At 64.7% G+C, this 13,807-nt stretch carries 9 protein-coding genes; 5 read left to right on the plus strand and 4 right to left on the minus strand.

Features of this window, described 5'->3' with window-relative positions; translation table 11 throughout:
• Positions 1 to 103 precede the first annotated feature (103 nt).
• The 4 genes from AC1RP5_RS24965 to AC1RP5_RS24980 all read left to right on the plus strand — a co-directional run bounded on the left by AC1RP5_RS24965 (position 104) and on the right by AC1RP5_RS24980 (position 10,421).
• The gene (locus tag AC1RP5_RS24965) at positions 104 to 4,753 is read left to right on the plus strand and encodes a hypothetical protein (protein WP_493115204.1); all 4,650 of its coding nucleotides are present in this window, start codon (positions 104 to 106) and stop codon (positions 4,751 to 4,753) included.
• 66 nt (positions 4,754 to 4,819) lie between these two features.
• A complete protein-coding gene (locus AC1RP5_RS24970; RefSeq protein ID WP_493115206.1) occupies positions 4,820 to 9,391 on the plus strand; it encodes a M10 family metallopeptidase C-terminal domain-containing protein in 4,572 nt (1,523 codons plus the stop codon).
• A 13-nt stretch (positions 9,392 to 9,404) separates the two neighbouring features.
• Complete coding sequence (locus AC1RP5_RS24975; RefSeq protein ID WP_493115208.1) at positions 9,405 to 9,911, plus strand: DUF1993 domain-containing protein; 507 nt, start codon at positions 9,405 to 9,407, stop codon at positions 9,909 to 9,911.
• Between the two features lie 111 nt (positions 9,912 to 10,022).
• A complete protein-coding gene (locus AC1RP5_RS24980) occupies positions 10,023 to 10,421 on the plus strand; it encodes a hypothetical protein (RefSeq protein ID WP_493115210.1) in 399 nt (132 codons plus the stop codon).
• A gap of 214 nt (positions 10,422 to 10,635) precedes the next feature.
• Here AC1RP5_RS24980 and AC1RP5_RS24985 read toward each other — a convergent pair whose 3' ends face one another.
• The 3 genes from AC1RP5_RS24985 to AC1RP5_RS24995 form a co-directional block, all read right to left on the minus strand.
• Positions 10,636 to 10,908 carry a hypothetical protein gene (locus AC1RP5_RS24985; protein ID WP_493115212.1) on the minus strand — a complete coding sequence of 91 codons (273 nt, stop codon included), beginning with the start codon at positions 10,906 to 10,908 and terminating at the stop codon, positions 10,636 to 10,638.
• An 86-nt stretch (positions 10,909 to 10,994) separates the two neighbouring features.
• Positions 10,995 to 11,342 carry a hypothetical protein gene (locus AC1RP5_RS24990; protein WP_493115214.1) on the minus strand — a complete coding sequence of 116 codons (348 nt, stop codon included), beginning with the start codon at positions 11,340 to 11,342 and terminating at the stop codon, positions 10,995 to 10,997.
• 118 nt (positions 11,343 to 11,460) lie between these two features.
• The gene (locus AC1RP5_RS24995; protein ID WP_493115216.1) at positions 11,461 to 11,973 is read right to left on the minus strand and encodes a hypothetical protein; all 513 of its coding nucleotides are present in this window, start codon (positions 11,971 to 11,973) and stop codon (positions 11,461 to 11,463) included.
• A 147-nt stretch (positions 11,974 to 12,120) separates the two neighbouring features.
• On the opposite strand from AC1RP5_RS24995, the gene AC1RP5_RS25000 reads away from it, so the two are divergent.
• Complete coding sequence (locus AC1RP5_RS25000) at positions 12,121 to 12,708, plus strand: hypothetical protein (protein WP_493115218.1); 588 nt, start codon at positions 12,121 to 12,123, stop codon at positions 12,706 to 12,708.
• Positions 12,709 to 12,810: 102 nt separating this feature from the next.
• Here the strand turns inward: AC1RP5_RS25000 and AC1RP5_RS25005 are convergent.
• Positions 12,811 to 13,807, minus strand: a 997-nt coding sequence (locus AC1RP5_RS25005; protein ID WP_493115220.1) for a hypothetical protein, incomplete at its 5' end; no start/stop codon positions are given.

Raw genomic sequence — 13,807 nt, forward strand, 5'->3', positions numbered from 1 at the left:
CGTGCGTGGTCCTGGGCAACACGCTGCCGCGCACTCGGCTTCGCTGCAGAACAATCGCACGCAGCAATAAGTCCGTAACAAAGCGGCTTGGGGTTGAGACGGCATGGCTTCCTTCATCGCGACGAACACCAGCACGACCACCGCCAACGGTTTCGTGTTTCCGGGAACTGACGACGAACTCTTCGTTCCCCTGAACGTCTATATCTATGCGCTGGGCGCAGGCTTCGTCGGCGTGACCGGGCCGGGCGGCGGCAACGTCCAGAACAACGGCCAGATCTTGGGCTATGACGCCGGCATCTCGCTGGGCGCGGCCAACCAGACCACGACCGTCTTCAACTTCGCGGCCGGCACCATCAGCTCGACGAACGGCGCGGCCATCGTCGCCACAGCCACCGGCGCGAGCGGCAGCGTCGACATCCAGAACGCCGGCATCGTGAGCGCGACCACCGCCTCCAGCGCCGCGATCAGCGTCGACGGCGCCGGGCAGCTCGTGAACAACGGGCTCATCTCCTCCGCCGGCATCGGCATCGCCCAGCTCGGCAGCGTCGCCACGACGTCGATCTTCACGCTGATCAACGCCGCCGGCGGCACGATCGTCGGCGGCTACAATGCCGCGGGCAGCCTCGTCACCGAGCAGATCACCAATAGTGCAGCGATCAACGGCAACGTGGTGCTGGGCGACGGCGACGGCGCATCGTTCACCAACCTGACGTCGGGCACGTTGACCGGCGCCGCCATGGGAAGCGCCAGCAACGTCACGTTCGGCGACGGTGACAACGACAGGTTCCTGAACTTCGGCACGATGGGCGGTCTGACCTGGGCCGATGGCGATCAGGCCTTTGGGCTGAACTACGGCACGATGACGGGCGTCACGTTCGGCGACGGCGACGGCGCCTATTTCGGCAATGCCGGTATCATCTATGGCGACGTCCTGCTGGGCGACGGCGCCGGCCAGATCTTCGATTCGAACGGCGGCACGATCTACAACGCCGCGCATCCGGGCGGCACCGCCACCATCGTCGCCGGCGTGAACGGCTCGGTCATCGTGGGCGCGCAGAACGGCAGCTACCTGCTCGGCGGCGCGGGCCACGACGTGCTGATCGCCAGCCAGGCCAACTCGGTCGGCTACAACGACGTCACGACGCTCGACGGCAAGGGCGGCACCAACGCCCTCTACGGCGGCCAGGGCACCAACGTCTTCCTGTCGGGCGACGCGACCTACAATCAGATCTGGGGCCACAAGGCGGCCTTCGAGATCAACGAGTATTCGAACAACACGGTCGACTACGCCGCCGTCACCGGCGCCGGACGCGGCATCTATGTCGACCTGCTGAACGGCCACAACGCCTACATCATCGACAACGGCACCTACACCTTCACCGATTCGATCTCCAACGTGCCCAACGTCAACGGCACCGACGGCGTCGACATCATCCAGATCGGCAACGAGGCCAGCATCGTCGAGGGCCGCGCCGGCGGCGATCATTTCTACACCGGCACCAGCATCGTTCGCGACGCCACCACCTTCGTCTACACGGGCTACGGCGACAGCAACCTGGTGACCGGCTACGACACGATCTCCGGCTTCAAGACCGGCCTGGACAAGATCGACGTCTCCGGACTCGGCCTGACCAGCGCCAACGTGCTGATCGAATCGAACGCCTCGAGCACGGTGCTCTACTTCGAGATGACGCCGGGCACCTTCAACGCGGCGACCGATCTCGCGATCTCCTTCACCGGCGACCATGCGGTGAGCCTCGGCGACATCACCTTCGCGTCGAGCACGCCCAACGGCTGGTCGTCCTACGACTATGACAGCTACTACGGCACCGGTTATCCCGACCCGAGCCTGATGCCGGCCGGCACGGACATATATACGGGCTACATCAACGTCGGCCTGGTGCTGGATCGCGCCAACGATCCGACCGCGCTGCTGTCGGCCGACTGGGGCACGCGCCAGAAGATGCTGGCCGCCCTGGGCGACAATCCGCTCGACTACTACGGCGCCAGCCAGGAAGCGTACACCAACCTGCTCACCGCCCTGCAGCAGCTGGGCATCACGCCGTCGACCAACCCGGCGTACGAGTCTTCGGCCCAGTCGCGCACGGTCTGGGTAAGCCTCTCGGCGCACGACTTCGACGTGCTCTTCGGCACGCCCCTGTACGAGCAGGCAGACAACAGCTCGAAACTCTTCTGGCACGGCAACCTGGCCCTGAATTCCGCCGTGTCGTCGCTGGGCACGGTGAAAGGCCTGTCGTTCGACATCGACTACACCGGCAAGTCCATCGAGGCGGTCAACGGATACGATGGGCTTCTGCCGGACGGCAGCACCGCGCAGGGCACGACTCTCAACACGGGTCCCCAGGGGCCGGGTAACAATACGGACCCCAGCGCGAGCACCGGCGAGTCGACGCCCATCGCGAACACGCCCCAGGCCGTGGCCCAGCTCTACAATTTCCCGCTCGCCAACTTCACGAACGTCCAGACCGGCAAGATTGCCATCATCGAACCCGGCATGGGCGCCGACACGTTCGGCTACGCAGGCGCAACCACCATAGACACGCTGATCGGCAATTACCGCTCCAGCATCGGCCTCGATTCGGCCGTCACCATCCTCGGCCAGCAGCAGGGCGGCACGGAGCAGACGGACATTTCGGAGCGCGCGCTGGATATCGGCATCGCGACGGCGGTCAATCCCAACAGCACGCTGGTCCTCTATGCCGGCTCGGGAACGCAGGACCATGCCGGCGCCTCGACCTACACCGCCTACCAGTCGGCCTTCCTCGATCCCGATCATGCGGCGGTGGTGTCGTCGTCGTTCCGGTTCACCGCCTCGCAGGCCGGCGCCGACTCGCCGTTCATGTGGGCGGCACGCCAGCTGCTGATCGATGCGGCGCTGCAGAACATCACCGTGTTCCAGTCGAGCGGCGACGGCGGCTCGAGCTACGGTGGCGCCAACGGCCTCACCAACACCGCCAATGCCCGCGCCAGCGAGTACAGCATCATCGTCGGCGGCACCTCGCTCAGCACCGGTTCGAGCGCGGCGCTCGATGCGACGCTGAACGGCGGCAACACCAATTTCACCGACTATCTCGGCCTGGCGCAGCAGGGGGACCTGTCCGTGCTGTGGCAGCTCGCGGCCGGCGGGCTTTCACAGATGCCCACGACCGAGAATCTCGAACCGTGGTTCCTCGAGACGGTGTGGAACGTCTATCTGCTGCAGTCCAACAACGAACTCTCGCCCGGCTATCTGCAGAACGAGGCGGGGAACGGCGGCGTCGACTACACGCAGCCCGCGCCCTGGTACCAGAGCGCGATGCTGCCCTTCTCGACGCCCACCACGGACGACGCGGCGCATGCCACCGGCCGCGGCCTGCCCGACGTGTCGGCGCTGTCGGGCGGCAACATGAAGTACCTCGTGCCGCAGCCCGAGCTGATCCCCAGCGGCGATGCCGTCTCCCATCCCAGCGGCGGCACGAGCGCCTCCACGCCGTTCTGGGCATCGCTCGCCGTCCAGATCAACACCATCTTCGAAGACCAGCACCTGCCGAACCTCGGCTACATGACGGATCTGCTGTACATCGCCGCTTCCATCGCACCGGCGTCGTTCAACGACGTGTCGATCGGCAACAACAACTCGTCGTTCGTGCCGGGCAGCAGCGACTACACGACCGCGCCCTACAACGGCACCACTCCGGCCGACATCATACCGACGGGCATCGGCTATTCTGCGGATGCGGGCTACGACCTTGCCACCGGCCTCGGCTCGCCCAACGGCGTGCTGCTGGCCCGGGCGCTGACCGCCATCGCGCAGGCCCAGTACAATTACGCCGACTCACCCGACATCGCCGACCTGAACAACGGTGTCTGGGAGAGCGGCACGCAGCAGACGTTGCTGGTGCAGACGACGCTCCACCATGGCGCCGGCATCATCTCCGTCACGGCGGGGGGCGACGCGCTCAGCTTCATCAGCGACGCCAGCGATGCCTATGCCTGGACGGCGCGCTTCGCGGGCCAGGTCGAGCAGAGCGGCTTCGACTCCGACCTGATGCTGCTGTTCGACCAGCAATCCCAGGGCACGCTCAGCCAGTTGAGCGTCGATGCCGGCGACGCGCTGTCGGTGGCGATCAACGGCAGCCAGGCCTCCGGCTCGGCGGGCCTGCTCACCAGCGATTTCGGCTTCATCGACTTCCAGACCGCCGACGGCAGTTCGGTCCGGCTGGCGCGGCCGGTCGCCGTGGCCGAGACCGTGGTCGATCCGTCGCTGGGCACCCAGCCTGCCGCCGAGACGGCCATCCGCGTGCGCCAGTCCGACAGCGACAATCTCGCCGTCCGCTTCTACAAGGTCGACGACTACAACGGCACGGTCGCCGGCCTGACGCCGGGCCAGGCAGGCTACGCGGAGGCCGCGGCCAATGCCTCCTACGCGGTGGTCTCTCCGCTTGGCGTGGCGTCGCCGCAGAACTGGCTCTCCGGGCCGGGCAACGGCGGCTACCTCGATGCGACCATGAGCGTGCACCAGGGCGACATCATCGCCATGGAGATGCAGAACCTCACCACCGGCAACACCTACTGGGCCTTCTCGCAGGCCAACGAAAGCGTCGGCGGCCAGCAGGTCGGTCATCTCTGGAACTACGGCCTCAATACCTGGGGCTGGGAAGCCGGCCAGAACGGTGGCGACCACGACTTCAACGATCTCGTGGTCCAGCTCGATTTCACCAGCGCCTACGGCCATCAGTACCTGCTGAACTAGCCGCAGGGAATTCACGCACCGACAAATCAACAAGACTGAAACACGGGGCTCGGAGGCCGAGGCGAGATGGCGAGTTTCATTGCGACGAATACCAGCACGACGACCAGCAACGGCTTCGTGTTTCCGGGAACCGACGACGAACTCTTCGTCCCGCTGAACGTCTACATCTACGCCACCGGCGAGGGCTTCGTCGGCGTGACCGGGCCGGGTGGCGGCAACGTCCAGAACAACGGCCAGATCCTGGGCTATGACGCCGGCATCTCGCTGGGCGCGGCCAACCAGACCACGACCGTCTTCAACTTCGCGGCCGGCACGATCAGCTCGACGAACGGCGCGGCCATCGTCGCCGCCGCGACCGGCGCCGGCGGCAGCGTCAATATCCAGAACGCCGGCATCGTGAGCACGACCGCCGCCGGCAGCAGCGCCATCGGTGTCAATGGCGCCGGGCAACTCGTGAACAACGGCCTCATCTCCTCGGCCGGCGTCGCCATCTCCCAGCTGGGCAGCGTCGCCACGACCTCGCACTTCTCTCTCGTCAACGGCGCCACCGGCACGATCGTCGGCGGCTACAGCGGCGTGGGCAGCCTGATTGCCGAGCAGATCGACAATAGCGGCCTCATCAACGGCAGCGTCGTGCTGGGCGACGGCGACGGTGCGTCGTTCACCAACCAGGCGACGGGCAGCCTCACCGGCGCCGCGCTGGGCAGCGGCGGCAGCGTCACCTTGGGCGACGGCGACGACGACCGGTTCCTGAACTTCGGCTCCATGGGCGCGCTGACCCTGGGCGGCGGCGCCGACGCCCGTGCCCTGAACTACGGCACGATGGGCGGCATCACGTTCGGCAACGGCAACGCCAGCTTCTTCGGCAATGCCGGCGCCATCTACGGCAACGTGCAACTGGGCAACGGCGCCGGACAGATCTTCGATTCGTCGTTCGGCACGATCTCCGGCACTGTCACGGCAGGTTCGACGGGCTCGGTGATCGTCGGCGCGCGGAACGGTGGCTCGCTGATCGGCGGCGCCGGCACCGACGTGCTGATGGCCAACCAGACCGATCTCGTGGGCTACGGCATCGTCACCACCCTGGACGGCATAGGCGGCAGCAATGCGCTCTACGGCGGCCAGGGCACCAACCTCTTCCTGTCGGGTGATGCGACCTTCAACCAGATTTGGGGCGGCCTCGCCTCCAGCGCCGCCACGGGATACTCGAACAACACGGTCGACTATGCGGCGGTGACCGGCGCCGGCCGCGGCATCTATGTCGACCTGCTGAACGGCCACAATGCCTATGTCATCGACAATGGCAGCTACACGCTGGCCGATGCGATCGCCAACGTGCCCAACGTCAACGGTAGCGACGGCATCGACATCATCCAGGCCGGCGCCACTGCCGGCGTCATCGACGGCCGCGGCGGCGGCGACCATCTCTACACCGGCAGCGGCGCCGACACGTTCGTGTACACCGAGTACAGCGACAGCAACCTGGTGACCGGCTACGACACGATCTCGGGCTTCCGTACGGGGGTCGACAAGATCGACGTCTCGGCGCTCGGCCTGACCGCCGACCATGCGGTGATCGAGTCCAATGCCACCGACACGGTGCTCTATCTCAAGATGACGTCGGGTGCGTTCAACCCGGCGACGGACCTGGCGATCTCCTTCACCGGCGCCAACGCGATCACGCACGACGACATCACCTTCACGTCGAACGCGCCCAATGGCTGGTCGTTCTACGACTACAACAGCTTCTACGGCACCGGTTATCCCGATCCGACCTACATGCCGACCGGCACGACGGAGTTCTCGGGCAAGGTCAATGTCGGCCTCGTGCTCGACCGCGCCCACGATCCGTCCGCGCTGCTGTCGGCCGACTGGGGCACCCGCCAGAAGGAACTCGCGGCGCTGGGCGACAATCCGTTCGATTATTACGGCGCCAAGCCGGAGGACTACAACGCGCTGGTCGATGCGCTGCACGCGCTGGGCATCGATCCCTCGACGAACCCGGCCTACGAATCCTCGGCCCAGTCGCGCACCGTCTGGGTGTCGCTGACGGCGGACCAGTTCGCCACGCTGTTCGGCGAGAAGCTGCTCTATGCCGACGGCGGCAGCGGCCCGATCTACTGGAAGGGCAATCTCGCGCTCACCTCCGACGTGGCCTCGCTCGGCACCGTGAAGGGCCTGGCCTTCGACATCGACTACGGCCCGGTGAAGATCGCCGAGATCCCCGTGCCGCATGGGCTCCTGCCGGACGGCAGCACCGCCCAGGGCGTCGACCTCATCGACGGCCGTCAGGGACAGGGCAACGACACCAGCGGCGCGCCGATCGCGGTGGTGCCGCAGGACGTGGCCGCGCTCTACAACTTCCCGCTCGTCGGGCAGGACGTGCAGACCGGCAAGATCGGCCTGATCGAACCCGGCATGGGCAACAACACCTTCACGTCGGAGTCCTTCGACACGCTGCTGGGCAACTACCGCGTCGCGATCGGCCTGTCGCGCGACGTCACCGTCCTCGGCCAGCAGGATGGCGGCAGCGACGGAACCGACAAGACCGAGCGCGCGCTCGACGTCGGCGTCGCGACGGCGGTCAACCCGAACAGCACGCTGGTCCTCTACGCCGGCTCCGGCTTCGACGACCATGCCGCCTCCTCGGCCTATACCGCCTACCAGTCGTCGATCTTCGACTCCGATCATGCTTCCGTCGTGTCCTCGTCGTTCCGCTTCGGATCGATGCAGCCCGGCGCGGATTCGCCGTTCCTGTGGGCGGCCCGCGAGCTGATGGTCGACGCGGCCCTGCGCAACATCTCGTTCTTCCAGTCGAGCGGCGACGGCGGCTCGAGCTATGCGACGGGCAACGGCCTCACCAACACCGCCAACGAGCGCGCCAGCCCGTACAGCGTCATCGTCGGCGGCACCTCGATCAGCACCGGCGGCATGGCGGCGGCGGACCCGACGCTGAACGGCGGCAACGCCAACTTCACGAACTACGTGCTGCCGGCGCTGGAAGGCGATCGCGCCACCCTGTGGCAGCTCGTTGCCGGCGGGCTGTCGGTGATGCCGACGGAGGCAACCGCCGCCGACTGGTTCTCCGAAGCCGTCTGGAACCGCTACAAGCTCGACGGCGACACGCTCGACCCGAGCTACAAGGGCAACGAATCGGGCAATGGCGGCGTCGACTACACCCAGCCGACGCCCTGGTACCAGAGCGCCTACCTGCCCTTCGCGATGCCGGTCACGAGCGATGCCGCGCATGTCACCGGACGCGGCGTGCCCGACGTGTCGTCGCTGGCCAGCGGCAACATGGAATACCTCGTGCCGCAGGCCGACCTCTCGTCCACCCCGTCCGAGACGCGCGGCGATGGCGGCACCAGTGCCGCGACGCCGCTCTGGGCCTCGCTCGCCGTGCAGATCAACGCCGTCTTCAAGGACCAGCACCTGCCGGACCTCGGCTACATGACGGACCTGCTCTACATCGCCGCCGCCGTCGCGCCCGCCTCGTTCAACGACGTGTCGATCGGCGACAACACCGCCTCGTTCGTGCCCGGCGGCAACACCTACATTGCCGAGCTTCCCGGCGACAGCGGCACCATCCACATCATCCCGACCGGCGCCGGCTATTCGGCGGACGCGGGCTACGACCTCGCCTCCGGCCTCGGCTCGCCCAACGGCATGCTGCTCGCGCGCGCGCTGACCGCCATCGCCCAGTCGCAGATGAACTACGACACGACACCCGATGTCGCGGAGCTGCACGGCAGCACCTTGGAAAGCGGCGCGTCGCAGACCCTGCTGGTGCAGACCACCCTGCCCCATTCGGCCGGCGTGATCGCGGTGACCGGCGGCAGCGATATCCTCGACTTCACCAGCCAGGCCAGCGACGCCTATGCCTGGACCTCGCGCTTCGCGGGCCAGGTCGAGCAGTCGACCTTCGACTCGGCGCTGGTGCAGCTGTTCGATCACCAGCAGCAGGGTGCGATCGGCCAGTTGACCGTCGACACCGGCGACGCACTGTCGGTGATGATCAACGGCACGCAGGCGTCCGGCGCGAGCGGTCTCCTCACCAGCGACTTCGGCTTCATGGACTTCCAGACCGCCGACGGCAGCAGCGTGCGGCTGGCGCGTCCCGTCGCGATCGCCGAGACGGTGGTCGATCCGGCGCTGGGCGGCCAGCCACCCGCCGAGACGATCGTGCGCGTGCGCCAGGCCGACACCGACAGCCTCGCCGTCCGCTTCTACAAGGTCGACGACCTCAACGGCACGGTCGGCGGCTACAAGCCCGGCGACGCGGGCTACGCCGCGGCCGCGGAAGCCGCCGCCTATACGCTCACCTCGGGCGGCACGTCAGCGGATCCGACCCTGCTCGCGGGGCCCGGCAACGGCCTGTACACCGCCGCGACCTTCAACGCCAATTCCGGCGACATCGTCGCGATGGAACTGCAGAACCTCACCCAGGGCACGACCTACTGGGCCTTCTCGCAGGCCAATGCCGGGGACCAGGGCCATCTCTGGAACTACGGCCTCAACACCTGGGGCTGGGAAGCCAGCACGGGCAACGCCGCCACCGGTGGCGACCACGACTTCAACGACCTGGTCGTCCAGCTCGACTTCACCAGCGCTTACGGGCACCAATACCTGATGACCTGACGGAGGGCCGCCCATGTATGCGGAAACGATCGCGCAGTGCATCCAATCCCTGGAGAACCTCGGGACCTGGCTCGACAAGGCCGAGCAGCACGCGGCCGCCCGGAAGTTCGACGTCGGCGTGCTGCTGAACAGCCGCCTCGCGCCGGACATGCACAACTTCATCTATCAGGTCCAGAGCGCCTGCGATTACGTGAAGAACGGCGCCGCCTGGCTGTCGGGGCAGACGCCGCCCCGGCATGAGGACAATGAAAAGACGATCGGCGAGCTGCGCGCCCGCGTCGCCAAGGCCGTTGCCTTCGCCCGGAGCGTGACGCCGGAGAGTTACGAAGGCGCGGCCGGGCGCAAGGTCAGCTTCTCCTGGGCGCCGGGCAAGGTCATCGGCGGCAAGGATTACCTGCTGCAGATGGTCGTCCCCAACACCTACTTCCACCTCACCGCCGCCTACGCGATCCTCCGCCACAACGGCGTCGATGTCGGGAAGATCGATTTCCTGAAGCCGGTCAATCTGGTCGCGGCATAACGGGGGGCTTGGCTTCGAAGATCGGCTGGTTGCAGGAACCGCTGATTGCCATTGGAGCGATCCTTCCGTTAGCGTCGCACCCGTGAGGCCGAAAGGATAAAGATGAGATACGTGAGTCTTCTGGCCGCACTGCTGTTGGGCGCGTGTACCGCCAAGCCGATCGATAAGTTCGCGGCAGCATGGCCCGCCCTGAAGGGCCAACCAATTAGCGTTCTCTATGATCGCTGGGGGCCACCCGAACGCGTTGTATCGCGTGACGTTGCAGGCGCTGCCCACAAGAGCGATGGCTTCTTCTACGTCTGGACGAGCAACTACAGCGCGACGTACAGCAACAGCACTACCTCGACGGGCTCAATCGGAACGACGCCGTTCAGCATCACGACGACCACGCCCGAGTCCGTGACGCACCACTGCGCCATCACCGTCAAAACGAACGAAGACCGCCGCATCGCCGACATTGGGATGACCGGCGCGAGGACGCCCTGTAACTACTTTGCGGACAGGCTGTAAGCCGCTCATCCGCCGTATTTTCCCTGCGCGACTTCAGATAGGCGTCGATACTGCGGTCGATCAGCGGCTCGAGCATGGCCTTCTGGCGCACGCCGATCGCCTGCGCCAGATACCGGCCCTTCAGCTCGGCCAGCAGCGAGATGGTCCCGGCGATGCCGTCGCCCAAACATAGGTGCCGGCATGCTCGACAAAGGGCCGAGACTTAATCTTCAGCTTACCAAACTTTATTTCTTTCGGCTTCCGTGGGGATCCCATCACCTTCGTCATAGAGATACAGCGTCATGGGATACTGGAATGTGTTACCCCATGCGATTGCCTCCTCTACAGAGATACTGGCCTTTTCGTCATAATCGCTCTCACCTTCAGTCTGCTCCGTCCTGTCTCCCTCCAACGAATTGTCATGCCATGTCGGCTCGACGATTGCGTTGATGCGCTTCCAGACATAGGGCTTTTTACGATAGTCAACGACATTGCATATCATATCCATGACACCTCAATGGTAGAGCCACTGGCATCGCGCTTCGTCAACGTAAACGCATCCGGCGAGGCGAGTGTCGCATCCTAGCTATCCGCTCATTCGAACCAGCAGATATCGCCGACGCCTAGATTGCCTTTGGTGACATCCCATTCGCGGTCGATCCGCGAGACGACGGCATCCGGCTCCTGTTCAGGCCACGGGATCAGCTTGCTATCACCGTAATGCTCGAACTGACCGACACGAAAGCCTCGCTTCATCAGAATGCGAACGACCTTCAGAGAATAGTCCTTCACTTCTTGCTTGTCCGATACCTCGCATTCGACTCTCACATAACCGGCGATTTCCGGGAGGCCGGTCCAGTCGTGAATCCGGCCGACCTCGATATCAGCCACCAGATCCTCGAGCTTTGCGTCAATAATGTCTCTATCCAGCACGGCCTCCATTTAGAGTGGTACTTCCTATAGCCTGCTTCAGGCGAACCGATGTCCAAAGACGGTACTCCATCCCTGTTCGGACGAATTCCAACGGTCATTTCTGTGCCTGGCAATTGCACTCTTCGATTCAATTGCGTTCGCCCTGGTAACGCAGCTCGCCCACCGCGGTGCGGCCCAGCAGGCGCAGATGGGCCCGGTCCTGCCAGGACAGCGCCGCGTCCTGCCCCAGGTCGGCGAGGCGCTCGGCCACGATGCGGTCGTCCAGCACCGACGTCGCCTGCGCCACGATCCGCCCGAGGTCGCCGCCGGCGCGGTCGAGGCGGCGGTCGATCAGCGGTTCGAGCATCGCCTTCTGGCGAGGTCCGATCGCTTGCGCGAGATACCGGTCCTTCAGTTCAGCCAGCAACGGGATGGTCCCGGCGATGCCGGCCAGCGCCGCCTCGGGGTCGCGGCCCGCGAGACCCGTCGCCGGGTCGTTCACCAGCCCGCGGACCTCGCCCGCGAAGCCGGTGTCGAGCTGCCGCGTGAACATCTCATCGGCCTGCAGGCCCAGCGGATGGTCGTCGCCCAGCTCGTTGCGCGGCCATGACTCCGCCGCCGGCGCTGCCGAGGGCAGCTCCTCCATCTCGATATTTGCCATGTTGGTCTCTGGACCAAGTCCGCTCGGAACTAGTCTGCTCGATCAAGATGCGAAGGTTTGCGTGAAAGCGTGACCAGCCTACACGAGGTATGCTAGTTTTCTTTTATGTATATGCAACTATCAGTTGTCGTATCGTGCGGTTTGCGCTTGGCCGCGCGCTTCGTCGTTCTTCTGGTCGCCCTGTCCGTTCTATTCGACCTGACCGGATGGACTTCCATCTGCTTCGATCCGTCACTGCCTTTCGTGACGTTAAGCCCACCTATTTGCTTCCTTTTTAGCTCTAATCTGCTGATCGAAGGCTTGGAGAAAGGCGGCCTTCCCGGCCTCCTGTGGCATTATCTGCCGGCAATCGTCGTGTCCCTGTCGATCGTCATCGCCTGGACCTTGGTCGATCGCCATCGCTTGGACCCTGAAAGATGTTCGGCGAAAAGCCGCGTGAACATGGCGACCTTGCCGCTCTTGCGTCGTCTGGCCCTACGCTTCGCAGTTTTATTGTTCATCCTGGCCACTCTCTATGACTTGTCCATACCGTTGAGTTTCTGCTTCAGTCCAAGTCCGCCGATTCTGCCGAAGACTGTCCCTACCTGCTTCCTTGCCCACTTCGAAACCCGGATCTTCGTTACGCGCATGGGTGGCCTTCCCGGCCTCGCGTGGCATTACCTGCCTGTCGCCGTGGTCGCGACCATTGTCATGATCATCTGGGCTCGGAAGGATTGTCGGGGACGGCGCGAGTGAAGGCGCTACTTGCTCCCGCTGCATAGCCACGTTCGATCCACCGTTTGATCTTCGGATTCAGGCAATATGGCTCCTTCGGAAGTAGCGGAGAGTATACGCCAATCAGTCCACCGTCCTTGGCGCTGCTTTTACCTTTTTTGGCGGCTGATTGAAGCCACCACTTCCTCCCGCCGCATAGCCTCGTTCGATCCACCGTCTGACTCGTGGATCCAAGCCGAAAAGTTCGTTCGGCATGTAATTGCTCGAATTTTCTTTTGCATATTCCCCTGCAATCGCCAAAACCAAGGGAAGGGGTACGTTGGCCTGTTGCATGTACAGTCCCACGTTGAAATTCGAGACATCTCGAAATTGGCGCAACTGCAAGTAGTCTGGAGCGTCCTCGTCTGGAATCCAAAGCCTCTGGTAGTCAAACCGTCCGCCTTGCGCGAGGTCCCTGCGGACCAACTCGCGGACTTTTGAGGGTTCGTTCAGTATTTTCCTGCCCGTTTCCCGACCGGCGGCAGCGACCTCGCTGAGGTCCTCGATAGGCGACAACAAGAAGCCTGTTCTCGAGTCTTCGCTTGGCACACTCTTACCATTCGGCAAGATCACGATCTTTTCCCCGTTCGGGCTCGTGGCCGTCTTCGCCATCGCGGCTTGAAACTCAGGACTGCCCGGATACGGTTCCGTTGGCGGCGCGATCCCTCGGGGTGCCTTGGCTGGCACTTGCGACTGCACGATTTCCGTATTGCCGTTGGCTTCGACCGGCTCACCGCCCGAGGTCCGGACGATATTCGGATCACCTTCGCCGCGCGGCAGCACGTCGTCCACCACATCATCCACGAGGCCGCGAATGTCCGCCATCGTTGCTGGCTTGCCCTCAACGGATTCGAATGCGCCTAAAAGCCTGTCGAGTTGTTGCCGTGCGGTCCGGGCTTCCGTGCCTTCGGTATCGACGTTGGCAGCGCGCAGTCCCTCTCCCAGGAACAGGCGGCCGAGACGGTGGCGCTCGAAGGCGGGATCGGGTTTGCCCTCAGCAAGAGCCTGCTGGAGCTCGGTCAGGCGGTTGTACTCGATGTCGCCGAGCGACAGGCGGTGTTGAGCGAGATCGAGACCGGTG

Source organism: Reyranella sp. GW821-FHT12G01, from assembly GCF_058806575.1.

Bases quoted from the DNA above. Each gene is read 5' to 3' on its own strand.
- AC1RP5_RS24990 (WP_493115214.1), bottom strand. From the start codon at position 11,342: ATGGAGGCCGTGCTGGATAGAGACATTATTGACGCAAAGCTCGAGGAT.
- AC1RP5_RS24985 (WP_493115212.1), bottom strand. From the start codon at position 10,908: ATGGATATGATATGCAATGTCGTTGACTATCGTAAAAAGCCCTATGTC.
- AC1RP5_RS24975 (WP_493115208.1), top strand. From the start codon at position 9,405: ATGTATGCGGAAACGATCGCGCAGTGCATCCAATCCCTGGAGAACCTC.
- AC1RP5_RS24995 (WP_493115216.1), bottom strand. From the start codon at position 11,973: ATGGCAAATATCGAGATGGAGGAGCTGCCCTCGGCAGCGCCGGCGGCG.
- AC1RP5_RS24965 (WP_493115204.1), top strand. From the start codon at position 104: ATGGCTTCCTTCATCGCGACGAACACCAGCACGACCACCGCCAACGGT.
- AC1RP5_RS24970 (WP_493115206.1), top strand. From the start codon at position 4,820: ATGGCGAGTTTCATTGCGACGAATACCAGCACGACGACCAGCAACGGC.